Here is a 17,382-nt window from a genome sequence, read left to right as displayed (position 1 = left end):
CCCGACAGCGCCGGCCCGCTGACGCTGGCCCGACAGCGCTGGGCTGACAGCGGGCTGTCGGCGTCGCCACGGCTTCTGTGTGTCGGCACTCCCTGCGGGGTTCCGGGTGCCCGCCGGGCGTCGGCGGCAGCATCGCCTGGAGACAACTGCCCTGTCGCGCACCCTTTCGAGCTGATGACGTTGACGAATCATCGGCACGGGGCACCCGACACCCGGCGGCCCCCGGCCCCGGCCCCCGGGCGAGTCGTTAACGTCATCAGCTCGAAAGGGCCCGCACGAGTGTTGCGGCCCACCGAGATGCCACCAGGTTGACCGAATCGGGGAGACACGGGATTGCGGAGAACAGCGGGACACGGTGACATCCGGGCCATAGGCGCGTTGGCCAGGTGATCGCGGGCAGGTGGTCTAGTGTGGACCGATGTACCTGGTCGTCGGGGAGCAACAGATGCCGGCCGGCACGCCGGAGGCGCGCCGGGCGCAGTACGCGCACATGGCCGAGGTCGTCCGGCAGAGTCCGGGTTTCGTCCGTGGCTGGTGGGGGTCGGACGAGGCGGACCAGGAGATCGGGCACGCCCTGGTGGTGCTCGACAGCCGGGAACACGCGCTGGAGTTCGCGGCGACCGTCGCGCGGTACGTGCCGGACCTACGGCTGCGGGTGGTGGCGGTCGACGTGACCGCCAGCGCCCCCTGACCGCCAGCGCCCTGTGACCTGCCCGACCTGATCTCCGACAGCCGAGGTGCCCTCCGGATCCCGCGATCCCGGCAGGCCCGTCGTCTCTTCCGGAGTCGTCGCCCCTGCCGGACTCACCGCCCCTGCCCGGCCCGCCGGCACGGTCGTCTCCGTTGGCGCGGGCACGGGAGCGGCGGCCAGGGGTGGGGTCCGGCGGCGGAAGAGCAGCAGCATCAGCCAGCCTGCGAGCAGTCCCCAGAACGCCCCACCCACGCCGAGGAGGCTCACCCCCGACGCGGTGACCACGAACGTGACCACTGCGGCCTCACGGCTCGGTGGATCGGCGACGACCGGGGACGCGGCGGAGGCAGCGCCCGATGCGGGCAAGGCCGGGGTGGAGACGGCGGCGGGCGGTGAAGAGGCCGCGGACGGGGAGGCCGGGGACAAAGAGGCGGGGGCAGGCGAGGTGGGGATAGGCGAGGTGGAGAGGGCTGCGGAGAGCGCGCCGGCCAACGCGCCGAGCAGCGCGAGCCCGGCGACCGCCTCGATGAGCACCGGCGGGGAGAGCAGCACCAGCGTGGTCGCCGCGCCAGCGCCGAGCCCGAGCAGCGCCAGACCGATGCCGGCGGTCACCGAGGCGATCCACCGCCGGTCCGGATCGGGGTGGGCGTCGGGGCCGGCGGCGAGGGCGGCGGTGATCGCGGCGAGGTTGACCGCGTGCCCGCCGGTGGCGGCACCGAGCGCGCTGGCCAACCCGGTGGCGCGCAGCGCGGAGGCGAGCGGCGGCCGGTAACCGTAGCCGCGCAGCACCGCCGTGCCGGGCACGTTCTGCGCGGCCATGGTGACCAGGAACAGGGGCAACGCCAGGCCGACCACCGCGGGCAGGGTGAACGTCGGTACGGTCGGCGACACCACCGGTCGCAGGTCGGCGACGCCCACTCCCACGCCGGACGTGGTCAGCACGATCGCCAGCGCCGCCACCACCAGCGCGGCCGGCACCGCCCAGCGGCGGGCGAACCGGTGCAGCATCAGCCAGGTGACGATCACCGGCCCGGCCAGCGTCGGCACCTCGACCAGTGCGCGCACCGGGGCGGTGCACAGGGGCAGCAGCACCCCGGCCAGCATCGCCGCCGCCACCGGGGCGGGAATGGCGGCCACCGCCCGGCCCAGGGCGGGGAAGAGCCCGGCGGCGACGATGAGCAGCCCGCACAGCGCGAACGCCCCCACGGCGGCGGGCCAGCCGCCGGGGACCGGCCCGGTGGCGACCAGCAGCGCCGCGCCCGGCGTGGACCAGGCGATCGCGATCGGCATCCGGTGCCGCAGCCCGAGCCAGGTCGCGCAGATTCCGGCGGCGACGCTCACCGTGAGCAGCCCGGAGGCGGCCTGGGTCTCGCTGGCGCCCACCGCCCGCAGCCCGGCGAGCACCACGGTGAACGAGCTGGCGAAGCCGACCACGGCCGTCACCACGCCGGCCAGCACCGGTTGCAGCCGATCCCCCACCACAGCCTCCCTCACGCCCACTCCGACCGCCGGTGCGCAGGCCCGCCCGTCAAGGCGGGCTCAGGACACCCGTCCGGTTCGCCCCCGTTCCGTTTACGGAACGCGGGCCGTGTAGCACCATAGCGGCATGACCCGGCCCCGCCCAGCCCGCCGGCCCCCGCTCGACGCCGACGCCGAGGCGGTCGGCCAGCGGATCCGCGCCCTGCGCGCCGCGCGCGGGGTTTCCCTCTCCACGCTCGCCCGCACCGCCGGGGTCGGGAAGGCCACCCTCTCCGCACTGGAGAACGGCACCCGCAACCCCACCCTGGAGACGCTGTACGCGATCACCGCCCAGCTCGGCGTGCCGCTGGCGGCCGTGCTCGCCGGGCCCGCCACCACGCCGACCGTCCGGGGCGCCACGGTCGTCGCCACCCTGCTGGAGTCGTTCACCGACACCGACGCCAGCTACGAGCTGTACCGGCTGCGGGTGCACCCCGGCGGGGAACAGGTCTCCCCCGCCCACCGACCCGGGGTCACCGAACACGTCACGGTCTTCGCCGGGGTGCTGCGGGCCGGCCCGGTCGACGCCCCGCTGACCGCCGCCGCCGGTGGTCACCTGCGCTGGACCTCCGACGTGCCGCACGGCTACGCCGCCCTCGGCGACGAGGAGGTCGCCGCCAGTCTGCTGCTGCGTTACCCCCGCAGCTGAGCTGCTGCGCTACCCCCGCAGCTGACCCGCACCGGGCAGCCGGTGCTGCACCGCCCAGAGCGCCGCCTCGGTACGCGACGCCGAGCCGGTCTTGCGCAGCAGGTTCGACACGTGCACGGTCACCGTCCGCACCGAGATGCCCAACGCCCGCGCGGCCTGCTTGTTGGACATCCCGGCGACCAGGCAGCCGAGCACGTCCACCTCCCGACCGGTCAGCTCGACGTCGGGCGGGGCGGCGGCCCGGGGCGCGGGCAGCCGCTCCGGCACCCGCAGGTGCTCCGGCAGCGGCTCGCGGACCAGCGCCTCCAGCCCCCGACCCGCGTGCACGGCCAACAACTCGGTGAGCGCGTACGGGTTGCCGCCGGTGCGTTGCCACACGGCGGCGCACACCCGCCCCGGCGGCGGACTGTCGCCGTACACCTGGGTGAGGATCTCGGCCACCTCGGCGACGCCGAGCGGGCCGAGGTGCTGGCGCACCGCGCCGCGTACCCCGCAGAGGCGGGCCAGGGCGCGGCGGGTGAGGTCCGGCGCGACCGCGTCGGCCGGCGGCCGGCTCGCCACCACCAGCAGCGCCGGCAGCTGCGGCGCGGTGGCCAGCTCGACGACCAGGTTGAGGCTGGCCGGGTCGAGGTCGTGCAGATCCTCCACCACCAGCACGGCCGGGCCGACGCCGACCAGCAACCGGACGGTCCGCACGGCGAGCCGCAGCAGCGTGCCGGGGGCGTACCGCTCGCGCGGCGCGGTCGGTTGCTGTGCCAACCAGGCCAGCGCGTCCGGCGGCAGGTCGAGAGCCCCGACGTCGCGGACGCTGAGCACCGCCGCCAGCCAGTCGTAGGGGGCCGGATCGTGCACCCGCGCCGCGCCGGCGAGGATCACCGCCGGACGCGGGTCGAGACCCTCGACGGCCGCCGCGACCAGCAGACTCTTGCCCACCCCCGCGGCTCCGGTGATCACCGTGACGGCGGGTGACGACCGGCCTGGTCCGGCCACGGTGGACCACGCCCGGTCGAGCTCCGCCAGCTCTCCGACGCGACCCACCATCGACACCGGGATCATTTCTCCCACCCTACGTACTAGTGCGTAGAGACGGAGGGAGGGTGTATCCGGCAAGCTTGACGCATGACGCTGATCCTCCGCTCGGCCATCCTCAACGACGTCGGCCTGGTCCGCACCAACAACGAGGACTCAGCCCTCGCCGGTGAACGCCTGGTCGCGGTGGCTGACGGCATGGGTGGGCTGCCCGCCGGCGAGGTGGCCAGCGAGATCGTCATCCGCATCCTGGACGAGCTGGTCCCACCCGCTGGCACCGACGAGGCCGCCGAGGCGTTGCGGGCCGTGGTCTCCACCGCCAACCGACGCATCCGCGCCGCCATCTCCGCCGATCCCGCCCGCGAGGGCATGGGTACGACGCTGACCGCCGCCCTGCTCGCCGGGGACACCCTGGTCCTCGCCCAGGTCGGCGACTCCCGCTGCTATCTGCTGCGCGACGGCGAGCTGACCCAGCTCACCCGGGACGACACCTTCGTCCAGGCGCTGGTCGACCAGGGCGCGCTCTCCCCCGACCAGGCCCGCCACCACCCGCAGCGGTCCCTGGTGACCCGGGCCGTGCAGGGGGCGGACGCGCCGCCCGCGATCGGCGTGCTGACCGTGTTCGCCGGGGACCGGGTCCTGCTGTGCAGCGACGGGCTCTCCGACTACGTGGCCGACGAGGCGATCCACGGGGCGCTCACCAGCTACCAGGACCGGCAGCACTGCGGCGAGCAGTTGGTCAAGCTGGCCCACCAGGCCGGCGCACCGGACAACGTCACCGTGGTGGTCTCGGACGTGACCGAGGGCTGAACCGGCCCAACCGGGTTGCGGCCGGCCGCCGGCCGGGTTGGGATGGACGGATGCTCATCCGTCGCCTGGCCGCCGAGGAACGACTGACCACCAGCTTCCCGCTCCAGGCGTACGCCTTCGAGGCGTCCCCGCTGAGCAGGGAGCGGGTGGAGGCGTTCCACCGCTACCTGCCGTACAACAAGGGCAACCGGACGCTGGTCGTCGAGGAGGGTGGCGTGGCGCGGGCCACCGCCAGCGCCGTCCCGATGCGGCAGAACCTGCGCGGCGCGGTGCTGCCGATGGCCGGGGTCGCCGGGGTGGCCACCCACCCGCTGGCCCGCCGCCAGGGGTACGTGCGCGCCCTGCTGCGTCAGCTCCTCGACGAGATGCGTGACGGTGGTCACCCGGTGAGCGCGTTGTACCCGTTCCGGGCCAGCTTCTACGAGCGGTTCGGCTACGTGGGGTTGCCCCGGGCGCGTACCGCCCGGTTCTCGCCGGCCGACCTGGCTCCGCTACTGGGTGCCGAGCTGCCCGGCACGGTGACCTGGGAACGGATCGGCCCCGGGTACGCCCGCTACCGCTCGTTCACCGAGCGGTGCCTGCGGGAGCGGCACGGCTTCGCGATCTTCCCCGAGTTCCGGGACGTCGGCATGCGGGACCGGGACGACCGTTGGCTGATCACCGCGACGATCGACGGCAGCGTGGTCGGCGCGCTGACCTACCGGATCGACGACCACGGCGGGGAGCTGGCCGGGGACGATCTGCTCGCCGCCGACCCGTACGCGCGCGCCCTGCTGTTGCAGTTCCTCGCCCGGCACGTCGACCAGGTGGAGCGGATCAGCCTCCAGCTGCCCGCCGACGACCTGCCCGAGCTGTGGCTGACCGATCTGGCCGTGCACGTCGAGGCCCGGGTGACCCGGCCCGGCTCACCGGCGCCGATGGCCCGCCTGCTCGGCGTGGACGCCCTCGCCGGGCTGCCCGCCGGGCCCGGTCGGGTCCGGGTGGAACTGGTCGACGACCGCTGGCTCGCCGGCACCCACCTGCTCGACGGCGCCTCCGGCCGGTTGGAGCTGACCTCCGGTGGCCGGTCGGCGGTGACCTCCGGCGCTGCGGTGCCGGAGGTGACGCTCACCGCCGCCGGGCTGTCCGCGCTGGCGTACGGGGTGCTCGACCCGGCCGAGGTGCACATCCGGGGGCTGGGTGACGTCGGCCCGGAGGCGGCGGCCGCGCTGCGGCGGATCTTCCCGCGCGCCCTGCCCTACCTCTTCGCCGACTTCTGACCCGTCCGGTCCGCGCCGGACCGCCGGGCCGTCCGGTGTCGCCGGATCGGGACGGCCGGGGCTGGTTGACGCGCTCCGGGGGCGGGTACGGTCCCCAGAATGCCGGAGTGGTGGCAAGCCGGGGCGTGGGGGCTGTTGGCCGGCTCCGCCCTGCTGATCGGGGCAGCCGTCGGGTTCTTCGTCCGGGTGCCCCGCATGGTCGTCGCGTCGATCATGGCGTTCGGCGCGGGCGTACTGCTCTCGGCCGTGTCGTTCGAGCTGATCGCCGAGGCGCACGAGCAGGGCGGGCTGTTGCCGACCGTGATCGGGGCGACGGGCGGGGCGCTGGCGTACACCGGGGCGAACGTGCTCCTCGCCCGACGGGGTGCCCGGCACCGGAAGCGCTCCGGCGGGGAGCAGCCCTCCGAGCAGGAGCAGCCCGGGTCGGGGTCGGCGATCGCGGTGGGCGCGCTGCTGGACGGCGTACCCGAGTCGGTGGTGATCGGCGCGAGCCTGCTGACCGGCGGGCCGGTCAGCCTGGTCACCGTGGTCGCGGTCTTCCTCAGCAACGTGCCGGAGGGGCTGTCGAGCGCCGCCGGGATGCGTCGGGCCGGCCGCTCCCGCCGCTACGTCTTCGCCCTGTGGACGGCGATCACCCTGATCAGCGGGATCGCCGCCCTGCTCGGTCACACCCTGCTGGGTGGTGCGCCGCCGGAGGTGCTGGCCACCATCACCGCGCTGGCCGCCGGCGCGATCCTCGCGATGATCACCGACACCATGGTCCCGGAGGCGTTCGAGGACGCGCACCTGCTGGTCGGCCTGATCACCGTCCTCGGCTTCCTCACCGCGTTCGCCCTCTCCCACGCCTGACGCCGCGTACCGGCGGAGGAGGAAGCGGCCCCCGCCCCGGCCGGCGCCACCGTGGCGTCCCGAGCGGTCGGCCCGGCCCGCCCCCGGCGGCATCCGGGGAACCGCCGGTCAGTAGGGGTCGCCCTGGCCGGGGGCGCGGCCCCGGAGCAGGCCGGCCGGGCGGCCGGGCAGGTCGGCATCGCCGGACATCGGCGGGCCGCCGGTGTGCGCGCCGTGGGCCATCCCGGCGAACAGCTCCCGCAACGCGGTCACCGCGTCGACCTGCGGCTGCCAGCCGAGTTCGGTCTCGGCCCGCGCACTGGACATCAGCGGCGCGTTGAGCCCCAGCTCGACCCAGCCCGCGTCCACCGGTTGGAGCCGGAACCGCCAGGTCAGCGCGGCGGCGGCACGCAGCACCGGGGCGGCCACCGGCACCGTCCAGCCCTTGAAGTGCCGGGCCACCAGCTCCGGGGTCAGCACCGGGTCCGCGGCGACGTTGAACGCGCCGCGCGCCTCACCGAGGACCGCCCGCGCGTACGCGTCGGCCACGTCGTCGGCGTGCACCGCCTGCATCCGCAGCCGACGGTGGGCCGGTACGAGCGGAATCCGCCCGTGTCGCAGCAGCCGCACCGGGGCCAGCGGCCCGAGGAAGTACCGGGTGATCTCGGTGCCCGCGTCCCGCTGGAAGATCAGCCCGGGGCGCAGCCGGACCACCCGCAGCTGCGGATGCGCGGCCTCGACGGTGTCCAGCATCGCCTCGACCTCGGCCTTGTCCCGGCTGTACGAGGAACCGGGCACCCCGGTCGCCGGCCACCGCTCGCTGATCGGGTGGTCCTTCGGGCCGGGGGCGTAGACGCCGACCGAGGAGGCGTACACCAGGGCGGGCACGCCGGCCCGGACAGTGGCCTCGGTCACCGCGCGGCTGCCGCCGACGTTGGTCCGGTGCAGGGTGCGCTGGTCGTGGCTGGGTTGGATCTGCCAGGCCAGGTGCACCACCGCATCGGCCTGGGTGAAGATCGCGGTGAGCTGGTCGACCGCGCCGGGCGCCCCGACGTCGCAGGAGTGCCACCGCACCCCGTCGTAGGGCGCACCGGCGTCCGGGCCGGGCAGCCGCCGGGCGACGCCGACGAGGTCCAGCCCCGGCTCCCGGCCCAGCCGGCGCAGCACCGCCGTGCCCACGTTGCCACTGGCACCCACGATCACGATCCGCATGCCGGCTGCGGTACCCGCTGCGTCCGACTCCAACCCCGTCGCCTCCGACCGCTGCGTCGGGCGGCGGCGGTGTCCGGTCGGCCGGACACCGCCGACCCGCCGCCGGGCCGGGCCGCCACCGGCAGCGGCCCGGTCGTGGGTCAGCCGCCGGCCGGGGTACGGGCCGGACCGTTGTCGACCAGGCGGAACGTGCTCAGCAGCGGCGCGTCGCCCAGCTCCTCCAGGATCAGGCCACGGCTGGGCGAGAACTGGAGGAACGCCGAGTTGTTGCTGATCGCGTACGCGCCCTTGCCCGCGCTCGCGATGGTGAACAGCTGGGCCGGCTTGCGGGAGTTGCAGGCCGCCCCCTCGACGGTGAGCGACCCGCCGTTGGCCGGGTTGACCACCTGCCAGCAGGCCGGGTCGTCGCTGGCGGGGTGGTTGTCGCGCTTGCCGTACGACTTGATCAGGTACTTGCCGGCACCCGCCGGCGTCGGCACGAACAGCTGGCGTCCGCTGTCGTCGTCGACCTCGACCAGTTCGCCACCGTCCAGCGACACCCCCGACTCGGTCGCCTGCACCCGGACGATGGTGACCTCCCGCTTGCCGGACAGCACCGGGGCCGTGCTGGTCGTGGCCGCCGGCTTGCCGGCGGACTTGGACGGGGCCGCGGTCGGCGGGGACGTCGCCGGGTCGGCGGGCAGTGCCGTACCGCTGGGCGTCACCGTCCCGGAGGGGGTGGCGACGCCCGACGGTGTGGCGCTGCCCGACGCGGTGCCGGTGGGCGTCGCGGCGCCGTCCCCGCAGGCCATCAGCGTCCCGGAGCACACCAGCAGCGCCACCCCGGTAACCCACTTCGCCTTCAACATCCCGTGCTCCTCCACCCGGCCCCGCGGGTGTTCGCGGGGGTCGTCCACTTGAGCCTCACGCCGGCGGTGATGGCACCGCAGCAACAGACTGGACGCCGGTGACCACCCGCCGGTTTCGCCGGTTCCCACCCACTCTCCAGTGACACACGTCACGTCATTACCGGGGCTGTGATCGATGCAACTCATCCCGAATGTCTGACCAGTGCGAATGGCGCGACCGTCCACAGTCGTCGAATCGTGGCCCGGTGCGGGACCGGATAGACGGTAGGGTTGGCACACATCGGCGTCGACCAGTGGCGCAGGACTGCCGGTGTTGATGGCTTGACCAGGATTGGATACGACGACTTGGCGCACAAACAGGCCGACCGCGAAGACCCGCGCCGCGCCTCAGACGATCAGGCCCCCCCGACGACATCGGGTCGGCGTGCCGGTCGACCGCAGTCAATCAAACGACGCGTGATCAGGCTGGTGCTCATTCCCAGCGTCGTCGCCCTGGTCGTCTGGCTCGTCGCCTCCGGCTATCTCATCTTCCAGGGTTTCTACAACCGCCAGGTCGCGAACAGCGTCCGGCAGGTGTCGATCCCGGCGGTCTCCGCGTTGTCGTCGATCCAGCAGGAGCGGCGGCTGAGCGTCAGCTACCTGACCCAGCCGTCCCGGGACCTGAGCCGGCTCATCGAGCAACGGCAGCAGACGGACCAACTGCTGGCCGCCCTGCGCCCCGTCGCCGACTCCGCGCTGGCCGCCGCCCCGGACTCGATCGTGACGCGGTGGGAGACGCTGGCCGGCCTGCTGGACGAAATGGCCAGCGTGCGGAGCACCATCGATTCCCGGTCAGCCAACGGTACGGGTGTCTACGATTTCTACAACCGGGTGCTCGACGCCGCGACCGGCCTCTTCGACACCCAGGCGAGAATCGTCCCCGACGTCATCGCCGCCCAGGGTGGCATCGCGGCGACCGAGGCGTTCCGCGCCAGTGACCTGATGTCGCGGGCCGGTTCCACCATTGACGGCGCTTTCGGCGCCCGCACCCTCAGCCCGGAAGACCATCTCGACTTCACCAACCTGGTGGGGGCCTATCACGCCGGCCTCACCAACGTGGCGCCACACCTGGAACCGGAAGCCCGCCGACGCTATGCCGAGATCACCGCGAGCGACTCCTGGAAGGAACTCGTCGCGGCGGAAAAGACCCTGGTCAGCAATGGGCCCTGGCGTTCCGGCGCACCCCGCGCGTTGCCGTTCAACCGGGCCCAGTGGGAAACCCTCACCCGACAGGTCTCCGACGATCTGATCAATCTCACCGTGGTGCAGGCCGACACGGTCTCGGCCCGGACGCTGCGCACCGGCAACACCCAGCTCCTGACCGCCTCCCTGGGCAGTCTGATCGCATTGCTCGTCGTCATCGCCGCGATCATCTGGGCGATCCGCCAGTCGCAGATCCTGGTGGACCGGGCACTGTCGGTCCGCCTCGCCCAGCTGGGTCGGGACGCCGAGGCGGTGGTCGACAAGCAACTACCGGCCATGATGGACCGGCTCCGCCGCCGGGAGAAGGTCGACCTCGCCGCCGAACTGCCCCTGCAGGAGTACGGCAGCGACGAGATCGGCCGGGTCGCCGAGGTCATCAACCGCTCGTTGCAGGCTGCGGCGGGCGCGGCCGTCGACGAGGCGAAGACCCGGGCCGCGGGTATCGCGATGCTGATGGGCGTCGCGCGTCGTCCGCAACGCCCGCTGCAACGCGGTCTGAAGGTCATCGAGGATCTGCAGAACCGGATCGGTGACGAGAAGCTGCTGGCGGAGCTGTTCGACATCAACCACCAGCTCACCCAGACCCGCCGGTTCCTGGAGAACCTCGTCATCCTGGCCGGCGGCCAGATCGGCCGGCGCTTCCAGAACCCGGTGCCGGTCCGGCGGGTGCTGCTGGCGGCCTTCGCCGAGGCCCAGCAGTACCAGCGCATCACGTTGCGCAGCGCGCCCGACGTGGCGGTCGTCGGGCCGGCGGTGGCCGGCACCGTCCACCTGGTGGCCGAGTTGCTGGACAACGCGTTGGCGTTCTCCCCGCCGGAGACCACGGTCTGGGTCACCTGCATCGAGGTCAAGCGCGGCATCGCGATCGAGATCGAGGACGCCGGCGTGGGCATGCGGGCGGACGCGCTGGAGCGGGCGAACGAGCTGCTGGCGACCGCACCCACCCCGGACGTGACGGCACTCAAGGACGGCGCGCAGGTCGGCCTGCACGTGGTGGCGGAGCTGGCCAAGCGGGACGGCGTCCAGGTGAGCCTCCGTGCCTCGGCATACGGCGGTCTGCTGGCGATCGTGCTGCTGCCCGACCGCGTGATCGCCACCGACCCGTTCACCACCGACCTGGACCGCACCGACCCGGGCGTCCTTCCGCTCGGCACCATCGCCACGGCGATGTCGCGTCCCGGCGTCGGCGCGGTGCTGCCGGTCGGTGGTGGTCGACGGGAGCTGCACCCCGCCGCCGGGGCCCGGCCCACCGCCATGGTGGCCACCGCACCGAGCGGAGCGGTGCAGGCGCCGGCCGATCCCGCCGGGGCCCGACAGCCTGACCGCATCGGGGGCATCATGACCGACGTTCCGGCGCAGCGGGGCGCGGTCCGCAGCGGTGCGCCCGGCCCCCAGGTCGCCGACCGGCCGCCCCTGCCGCACCGACGGCCGCAGCAGCACCTCGCTCCCGAGCTGCGCGAGGAGGGCCTGCCCGGTCAGGCGTCCGACGCGACGCCCGCTGCCGCGCGGTCACCCGAGGAGGCCCGGGACCGGTTCACCAGATACCAGAAGGCCTGGGCCGCTGGTCGGTCGGCGAAAACCGGGGACCCAGCCAGCAGAGACGACCAAGGCAGGAAAGCATGACCTACTCGGCATCGCAGAACGATCTGACCTGGATCCTGGACGATCTGGTAGAGGTCCCTGACGTTGTCTACGCGGTTGTCCTGTCCACCGACGGGCTGATCGTGCAGAAATCCACGTCGCTCCCGCAGGACGCCGGAGAGCTGCTGGCAGCCGGCGCGTCGTCCCTGCACAGCATCGCGGCGGGCATGGGCCGACGGTTCGACAGCGGGCCGGTCCAACAGGTCATCATCGAGTACGAGGGACGGACGCTGTTCGTCGCCGCCGCCGGCCAGAACGCCCGGCTGGCGGTGCTCTGCGAACAGTCCGTCGACATGGGCACCGTCGCGTACGAGATGAGTCGCCTGGTGACCCGGATCGGCGACTACCTCGGCTCCGAGGTCCGCCTGGACGCCATGATGCTCACCGACCGACCCGGGTTGAAACCATGACCCACGACGTGTGGGACGGCGACGACGAGGCGGAGGCCGGCCGGCTCGTGCCGCTCTACATCCTCGTCAACGGACGGACGAGCCCCCGGAACACCAGCCTCGACCTGGCCACCCAGGTGATCGCCCTGCCGGCCGATCAGTCCCGGCTGGAGCTGGAATACCGGGAGATCCTCCAGCAGTGCAACGGTTGGATCTCCATCGCCGAGATCGGTGCCTACCTGCACCGCCCGCTCACCATCACCAAGGTGATGGTGGACGTGCTCCACGAACAGGGTTTTCTGGACATCGGCTCGCCGGCACAGGAGAAGATCGCCGACCGGTGGCTGCTGGAGACGGTGCTCGCCGGCCTCCAGCGGATATAGACAAGAGGGACTGATACACGTGGATCGGAAATCGGTGAAGGTCGTCGTGGCGGGCGGCTTCGGCACCGGCAAGACCACCCTGGTCGGATCGGTCAGCGAGATTCCGCCACTGGTCACCGAGGAGGTCCTCACCCAGGCCAGCATCGGGGTGGACGACATCACCGGCGTCGAGGGCAAGACGAGCACCACGGTCGCGTTGGACTTCGGTCGGATCACCATCAGCAACGACGTCGTGCTCTACCTCTTCGGCACCCCGGGGCAGGACCGGTTCTGGTTCATCTGGGACGAGCTGGCCCAGGGCGCGGTGGGGGCGATCGTGCTGGTCGACACCCGCAGGCTCGGCACCAGCTTCCCCGCCGTCGACTACTTCGAGCGCCGGGGCATCCCCTTCGTCGCCGCCGTCAACCGCTTCTACGGCGAGTGCCCCTACACCGAGGATGAGATCCGCAGCGCGCTGGAGTTGGACGAGACCGTGCCGCTGCTGTGGTGCGACGCGCGGGACCGGGCCTCCAGCAAGCAGGCGTTGATCGAGTTGGTGCGGCACGCCCTGGCCCGGCTGCCCGCCACCACCTGAGCGGCGAGCCCGGAGCCCCACTCCACCACCTCTGCCTGTGTGGCGCGCGGTGACGCCGGTCCACCACGTGGGCGTACCGGAGCCACCGCGTCGCAGCGGGATCAGTCGGTGCTGCCCGCCGCCGGGATCGGTGCCAACCGCACCTTGAAGTGGCGCAACAGGGGTGGTGACGAGACCACCCGGTAGCCGGATACCCGCCCGGGTTCCTTGGCGATGTCGGCGAGGACGGCGGCCACGTACTCAAGGTGGGTGTCGGTGTAGACCCGGCGCGGGATGGCCAGGCGCACCAGTTCGAAGGGGGCCGGGGTGACCAGCCGGTGCTGGTCGTCCATCCCGCCCAGATAGAGCGAGCCCAGTTCGGCACAGCGGATGCCGCCGTCGAGATAGAGCTGGCAGCCGAGGGCGTGGCCGGGGAACTCCTGCGGTGACAGGTGGGGCAGCAGCCGGCCGGCGTTGAGGTAGAGGGCGTGGATGCCCGCCGGTTGGACGGTGTCCACCCCGGCCTCGTTGATCAGCCGGGCCAGCCGGGCGGTGGAGGCGGCCCGGGCCCGCAGGTAGCCGGGTTCGACCACCTCGCGCAGCCCTTGGGCGAGCCGTTCGAGGTCGTGGCCGGCCAGCCCGCCGTAGGTGGAGAAGCCCTCGGTGGCGATCAGGTTCGCCTCGCACCGGGCGTGCAGGTCGTCGTCGCGCAACCCGATGAGCCCGCCGATGGCCGACAGACCGTCCTTCTTGAGGCTCACCACGCAGCCGTCGGCGAGCCCGAAGGCGTGGGTGGCGATCTGCCGTGGCGTCCAGTCCTGGTAGCCCGGCTCGCGCTGACCGACCAGCCAGGCGTTCTCGGCGAACCGGGCCGCGTCCAGGAAGAACGGCACCTCGTGGCGGCGGCAGAGGTCACGGACGGCGGTGAGGTTGGCCATCGACACCGGCTGCGCGCCGAGCCCGTTGTTGGTGATGGTCATCAGGACCAGGCCGACCCGGTCCCGCTCCGGCCCGGTGAGGGTGCGCGTTAACGCGTCCAGGTCGATGTTGCCCTTGAACGGGTCCGGGCTGTCGAGGTCGAACGCGGCCGGGCACGGCAGGTCCCGTGGCTCCGCCCCGGCCAGCTTGACGTTGGCGTGGGTGGTGTCGAAGTGGGTGTTGCTGAGACAGAGCTGGCCGGGCTTCAGCAGCCCGGTGAAGAGCACCCGCTCACCGGCCCGCCCCTGGTGGACCGGGAGGATGTGCGGATAGCCGGTGAGGTCGTGGACCTCGTCGCGGAACCGGAACCAGGAGCGCGCCCCGGCGTAGGACTCGTCGCCGAGCGCGGCGGCAGCCTCCTGCGCGGCCGAGGTGGCCCCGGTGCCGGAGTCCGACAGCAGGTCGATGGTGATCTGGTCGGCGCGCAGGTGGAACGGGTTGTATCCCGCCTCCGCGAGGGCCGCCCGCCGCTCCTGCGGGCTGAGGAAGGGGATCGGCTCGACCACCTTGATCCGGTACGGGGGCAACATCTGGTGCAGGTCCACGGACACAGTTCGCTCCTCGATGGAATCAGGGGTGTCCCGCGCCGGCACGGCCGGTCGGAGCCGCCAGTGCCGCACCGTCCACGGTCCACGGGTGGCGCACCGGCGGGCTCACCTGGTAAGCCTCGGCCGACAGGTAGACGGTCACCCCCGGCCGGGGAGCGCCCATCCGCAGCGACAGGTGCGGGATCAGTCCGACCCCGTCGCGCAGCGGCCGGCGGGCCACCGCGGCGAGCGCCCGATCCAGCACCGTGTGGTCGAACCCGCAGTGGTCCAGCACCGCCACCACCCGGTCGTACGCCTCCTCGTCGTCCTCGACGTAGCCCCGGATCGGCACGTAGAGGCTGTAGCCGACCGGCCGGTCGACCCCCTCGACCAGGGTGTAGCTGCCGACCAGCGGGAGACCGGCGAACCGGGTCCGGCCGCCACCGGCCAGCGCGGCGAACTCGGCGAGGCGGGTCGCATCCACGTCGTGGACCACGCCGGCCGCCCGGACGACGTCCCGCACCGAGGCGTCATGGTGGGTCAGGTAGAGCTTGACCCGGGCCTGGGCGCCGTCATGCAGGTCGAGGGCGAAGAACGTCAGCCGGTCCCGGTGACCCAGCTCGCCCGGACGGATGCTGCGGTCGAGCATCGCCCGGTAGGACCTGCCCAGTCCGAGTCGGTGCAGCGCCTCGGAGACCAGGGCCGGTGCCCGGTCGATCCCCCGGAGCTCCGGATTGAGGTAGACCTTGAACTCGGGTCGCCGGCCGCTGCGGAAGACCAGTGAGCACCAGAGGGCGAAGGTGCCCTGCGGGTGGTAGGTGGCGAACAGGTCGCGCACCGAATCCAGCCGGGACGTGGACAGGCCGGCGCGGTGTGCCTGCCGGTCGAGGAACCGCTGGGTGGCGAGCATGTTGGTCAACCGGGCGGGTGGTGTCCCCAACGTCTCGCCCAGAATCCGCACGGTGGGCGGTTCGGTCGCGCTGAAGGCGATGGAGAACTCCACCGGAGTGTGGTCGTCCGCGACGTTGGACGGCCACCCCGGCGGGGCCGACAACGGCTGTGGGCCGGCCGGTCCGAGCAGGCTTTCCAGCAGTTCCAGCGGCTCCGCCGCACTGATCCCGCTGACCTCGCACAAACGCCTCAGCTGGTCGCTCAGACGATCGGAAAGGGACACTTCGTCCATCAGTTCTCTCTCCCGATCAAGCCGACGACCAAAAGAGACCCTAAGAAGCATTTCGCAACAAGGTCAAGATTGATCACAACTTGCAATGACATAACAGGATCGAGACCGGCAAATCACCTCTGACAATCACCCAGAGTCGCGTGCAGGATACGTCACATGGTGTTGATGATCGCCGCGGAGTGCCGTCCCCGGTTTCCACCCGGCGGGTTGCCGCCAAAGCCGTCAGGCCGGCACCGGGTGGCGTCGGCCTGACAGTCGAGCATTGCGGCAGGGCAGTGCCCCGGACCCAAGGAAAGCCCTCGGGCCGGACCGGCACCGCGGTCCTCGCCCGCACTGTCCCGGACGGCCCGGCCCACAGGGGGCGGGTCGTCCGGGCTGTCAGGTCGTGCCGGCTCCCGTACATGCCGCCCCGGGAAGCCCCCGTGCTGTCATAGTTCGTCGCGCTGGTCGACGAGATCGGCGCGAACTCGTCGACCTCGATCGTGACGTCGAAGCCGAGACCCCACGCGTCTGCGGTCTCCTGGGACGTCCGGGTCGCCTTGGGCAACCTCGCCGAGAACACCACCGGCGCCTTCTCGTCCGGCACCTGGGTAACGGTCAGGCCGAGGTCGGGAGCACCGTGGGCCGTGCCGTAGAACGCGACGTTCCCGCCCCGGCAGCCCGGTCGGTGGTCGTCCACGTCAGGCTGACCGCGGCGTAGTCCTCGGTGACGTCGACCTGCGGACGGTCGAAGGCGATCGACGTGATGTCGAGAACCGGCCCGGTGGCCGGTGCCGCCATGGCCGGAGTCGCGATCGACAGAGCGACCGTGGCGGCTGCCACGGCGGCGGAAAGCGCGCGAAGGCGCCGAGAGATCATCTGTTCCCCCATGCAATGAGACTCCTCGATGGAGTTGTGGGCTGACAATAGCCAGGCGTCACAACGGACGAAGAACCTGGGCGTGCCTGTCGATTGAGGTTCGTCCCGTTCGTCGTTCTGATGAGAGGTCAGGCACCGGGCCGGCCCGGCCCACCGTTGGAGGCACGATGACCACCGCTGCGAACCCGCCCCACGCCACCAGGTCCGCCATCGGTGCGCTGATCCTGACCGGGGTGATCGCTACGGCTGCCGCGAGCGTCGCCACCGTGGCCGTCGCCGCCGCCGGCCACGCGGCCGGGATCAGCCTCGGCGTGGGCGACGATACGATTCCGCTCTCGGGATTCGGCCTGCTGACCGCCGCCTTCTCGCTGGTCGGCGTGCTTCTCGCCGTGCTGCTGGCCCGCTTCGCCCGGCGTCCGCGGCGAACGTTCGTCCTCGTCACCGTGGTGCTGACCGCCCTGTCGCTGGTGCCCGACCTGCTCATCGACGCCGGAGCGGCGACCAAGGCACTGCTGATCCTCACCCACCTGGTCGCGGCCGCCATCGTGGTCCCCGCGCTCGCGCGCCGCCTGGCCGCCTGACCCCCGCTTCCACCCACGAGCCAGCGGGGTACGTCATGCGGCGGCCGCCGTCGCCGAGGTGCACGGGCCGGCGGCGGCCCACCGTCCTGACCGCCACCTCCGGGGCGTCGACGACGATCCGCGAGCGGCGGTGGGTGCGCAGCGCGGATCATCGCGTACGCCGTCCGCCGGCCGGCGGCAGTGCCGAAAACATTCATGTGCGA

The 17,382-nt window shown here is 72.6% G+C and carries 18 protein-coding genes; 10 read left to right on the top strand and 8 right to left on the bottom strand.

The features are described 5' to 3' along the window. The first annotated feature begins 418 nt into the window (after positions 1 to 418). Positions 419 to 691 carry a hypothetical protein gene (locus GA0070216_RS12185; protein WP_091244141.1) on the top strand — a complete coding sequence of 91 codons (273 nt, stop codon included), beginning with the start codon at positions 419 to 421 and terminating at the stop codon, positions 689 to 691. Here GA0070216_RS12185 and GA0070216_RS12180 read toward each other — a convergent pair. Then, entirely contained in the window at positions 644 to 2,170 is a 1,527-nt protein-coding gene (locus GA0070216_RS12180; RefSeq protein ID WP_245722460.1) for a benzoate/H(+) symporter BenE family transporter, read from the bottom strand. The genes GA0070216_RS12185 and GA0070216_RS12180 overlap by 48 nt on opposite strands. Before the next feature lie 127 nt (positions 2,171 to 2,297). Here GA0070216_RS12180 and GA0070216_RS12175 point away from each other — a divergent pair, with 127 nt between their 5' ends. After that, the gene (locus GA0070216_RS12175; RefSeq protein WP_091244138.1) at positions 2,298 to 2,858 is read left to right on the top strand and encodes a helix-turn-helix domain-containing protein; all 561 of its coding nucleotides are present in this window, start codon (positions 2,298 to 2,300) and stop codon (positions 2,856 to 2,858) included. Positions 2,859 to 2,867: 9 nt separating this feature from the next. Here the strand turns inward: GA0070216_RS12175 and GA0070216_RS12170 are convergent, their stop codons facing one another. After that, a complete protein-coding gene (locus GA0070216_RS12170; protein ID WP_091244135.1) occupies positions 2,868 to 3,914 on the bottom strand; it encodes a response regulator transcription factor in 1,047 nt (348 codons plus the stop codon). Between the two features lie 63 nt (positions 3,915 to 3,977). Between GA0070216_RS12170 and GA0070216_RS12165 the strand changes: the two genes are divergently transcribed. The 3 genes from GA0070216_RS12165 to GA0070216_RS12155 all read left to right on the top strand — a co-directional run bounded on the left by GA0070216_RS12165 (position 3,978) and on the right by GA0070216_RS12155 (position 6,805). Then, on the top strand, positions 3,978 to 4,697 hold the full coding sequence (locus GA0070216_RS12165; RefSeq protein WP_091244132.1) for a PP2C family protein-serine/threonine phosphatase: 720 nt from the start codon (positions 3,978 to 3,980) through the stop codon (positions 4,695 to 4,697). A gap of 50 nt (positions 4,698 to 4,747) precedes the next feature. Continuing rightward, entirely contained in the window at positions 4,748 to 5,956 is a 1,209-nt protein-coding gene (locus tag GA0070216_RS12160; RefSeq protein WP_091244129.1) for a GNAT family N-acetyltransferase, read from the top strand. Between the two features lie 99 nt (positions 5,957 to 6,055). Continuing rightward, on the top strand, positions 6,056 to 6,805 hold the full coding sequence (locus GA0070216_RS12155; protein WP_091244126.1) for a ZIP family metal transporter: 750 nt from the start codon (positions 6,056 to 6,058) through the stop codon (positions 6,803 to 6,805). A 108-nt stretch (positions 6,806 to 6,913) separates the two neighbouring features. Here GA0070216_RS12155 and GA0070216_RS12150 read toward each other — a convergent pair whose 3' ends face one another. Continuing rightward, positions 6,914 to 7,996 (bottom strand): NAD-dependent epimerase/dehydratase family protein, encoded by a 1,083-nt coding sequence (locus GA0070216_RS12150; RefSeq protein WP_091244122.1) that lies wholly within the window; start codon positions 7,994 to 7,996, stop codon positions 6,914 to 6,916. A 140-nt stretch (positions 7,997 to 8,136) separates the two neighbouring features. Beyond that, positions 8,137 to 8,844 carry a hypothetical protein gene (locus tag GA0070216_RS12145; protein WP_091245216.1) on the bottom strand — a complete coding sequence of 236 codons (708 nt, stop codon included), beginning with the start codon at positions 8,842 to 8,844 and terminating at the stop codon, positions 8,137 to 8,139. Between the two features lie 456 nt (positions 8,845 to 9,300). Between GA0070216_RS12145 and GA0070216_RS12140 the strand changes: the two genes are divergently transcribed. From GA0070216_RS12140 to GA0070216_RS12125, 4 genes are read left to right on the top strand one after another with little or no spacing between them, the layout of a single operon-like run. Beyond that, entirely contained in the window at positions 9,301 to 11,709 is a 2,409-nt protein-coding gene (locus GA0070216_RS12140) for a nitrate- and nitrite sensing domain-containing protein (RefSeq protein WP_245722459.1), read from the top strand. Continuing rightward, positions 11,706 to 12,137: a roadblock/LC7 domain-containing protein gene (locus GA0070216_RS12135; protein WP_091244120.1), complete on the top strand. Its 432-nt coding sequence runs from the start codon at positions 11,706 to 11,708 to the stop codon at positions 12,135 to 12,137. Before GA0070216_RS12140 ends, GA0070216_RS12135 begins: the two co-directional genes overlap by 4 nt. Beyond that, entirely contained in the window at positions 12,134 to 12,499 is a 366-nt protein-coding gene (locus GA0070216_RS12130; RefSeq protein WP_091244117.1) for a DUF742 domain-containing protein, read from the top strand. Before GA0070216_RS12135 ends, GA0070216_RS12130 begins: the two co-directional genes overlap by 4 nt. 34 nt (positions 12,500 to 12,533) lie before the next feature. Next, on the top strand, positions 12,534 to 13,073 hold the full coding sequence (locus tag GA0070216_RS12125; RefSeq protein WP_245722458.1) for a GTP-binding protein: 540 nt from the start codon (positions 12,534 to 12,536) through the stop codon (positions 13,071 to 13,073). A 101-nt stretch (positions 13,074 to 13,174) separates the two neighbouring features. Here the strand turns inward: GA0070216_RS12125 and GA0070216_RS12120 are convergent, their stop codons facing one another. The 4 genes from GA0070216_RS12120 to GA0070216_RS12110 form a co-directional block, all read right to left on the bottom strand. After that, positions 13,175 to 14,581 (bottom strand): tryptophanase, encoded by a 1,407-nt coding sequence (locus GA0070216_RS12120; RefSeq protein ID WP_245722457.1) that lies wholly within the window; start codon positions 14,579 to 14,581, stop codon positions 13,175 to 13,177. 19 nt (positions 14,582 to 14,600) lie between these two features. Beyond that, entirely contained in the window at positions 14,601 to 15,740 is a 1,140-nt protein-coding gene (locus GA0070216_RS12115; protein ID WP_091244112.1) for a tryptophan dimethylallyltransferase family protein, read from the bottom strand. Between the two features lie 73 nt (positions 15,741 to 15,813). Further along, positions 15,814 to 16,326 carry a hypothetical protein gene (locus GA0070216_RS33730; RefSeq protein WP_141723064.1) on the bottom strand — a complete coding sequence of 171 codons (513 nt, stop codon included), beginning with the start codon at positions 16,324 to 16,326 and terminating at the stop codon, positions 15,814 to 15,816. A gap of 11 nt (positions 16,327 to 16,337) precedes the next feature. Then, positions 16,338 to 16,610, bottom strand: a complete 273-nt coding sequence (locus tag GA0070216_RS12110) for a hypothetical protein (protein ID WP_141723063.1) — start codon at positions 16,608 to 16,610, stop codon at positions 16,338 to 16,340. 155 nt (positions 16,611 to 16,765) lie between these two features. Between GA0070216_RS12110 and GA0070216_RS12105 the strand changes: the two genes are divergently transcribed. Further along, complete coding sequence (locus tag GA0070216_RS12105; protein ID WP_091244106.1) at positions 16,766 to 17,179, top strand: DUF6069 family protein; 414 nt, start codon at positions 16,766 to 16,768, stop codon at positions 17,177 to 17,179. Positions 17,180 to 17,382 lie beyond the last annotated feature (203 nt).

The sequence above is a fragment of the Micromonospora matsumotoense genome (assembly GCF_900091525.1).
GTDB classification, from domain to species: domain Bacteria; phylum Actinomycetota; class Actinomycetes; order Mycobacteriales; family Micromonosporaceae; genus Micromonospora; species Micromonospora matsumotoensis.
This window is presented reverse-complemented; position numbering and strand designations above follow the sequence as displayed.

Coding starts and splice junctions, on each gene's coding strand:
- GA0070216_RS12115 (WP_091244112.1), bottom strand. CDS start 15,740: ATGGACGAAGTGTCCCTTTCCGATCGTCTGAGCGACCAGCTGAGGCGT.
- GA0070216_RS12105 (WP_091244106.1), top strand. CDS start 16,766: ATGACCACCGCTGCGAACCCGCCCCACGCCACCAGGTCCGCCATCGGT.
- GA0070216_RS12185 (WP_091244141.1), top strand. CDS start 419: ATGTACCTGGTCGTCGGGGAGCAACAGATGCCGGCCGGCACGCCGGAG.
- GA0070216_RS12150 (WP_091244122.1), bottom strand. CDS start 7,996: ATGCGGATCGTGATCGTGGGTGCCAGTGGCAACGTGGGCACGGCGGTG.
- GA0070216_RS12160 (WP_091244129.1), top strand. CDS start 4,748: ATGCTCATCCGTCGCCTGGCCGCCGAGGAACGACTGACCACCAGCTTC.
- GA0070216_RS12165 (WP_091244132.1), top strand. CDS start 3,978: ATGACGCTGATCCTCCGCTCGGCCATCCTCAACGACGTCGGCCTGGTC.
- GA0070216_RS12170 (WP_091244135.1), bottom strand. CDS start 3,914: ATGATCCCGGTGTCGATGGTGGGTCGCGTCGGAGAGCTGGCGGAGCTC.
- GA0070216_RS12155 (WP_091244126.1), top strand. CDS start 6,056: ATGCCGGAGTGGTGGCAAGCCGGGGCGTGGGGGCTGTTGGCCGGCTCC.
- GA0070216_RS12145 (WP_091245216.1), bottom strand. CDS start 8,844: ATGTTGAAGGCGAAGTGGGTTACCGGGGTGGCGCTGCTGGTGTGCTCC.
- GA0070216_RS12110 (WP_141723063.1), bottom strand. CDS start 16,610: ATGGGGGAACAGATGATCTCTCGGCGCCTTCGCGCGCTTTCCGCCGCC.
- GA0070216_RS12175 (WP_091244138.1), top strand. CDS start 2,298: ATGACCCGGCCCCGCCCAGCCCGCCGGCCCCCGCTCGACGCCGACGCC.
- GA0070216_RS12130 (WP_091244117.1), top strand. CDS start 12,134: ATGACCCACGACGTGTGGGACGGCGACGACGAGGCGGAGGCCGGCCGG.
- GA0070216_RS12135 (WP_091244120.1), top strand. CDS start 11,706: ATGACCTACTCGGCATCGCAGAACGATCTGACCTGGATCCTGGACGAT.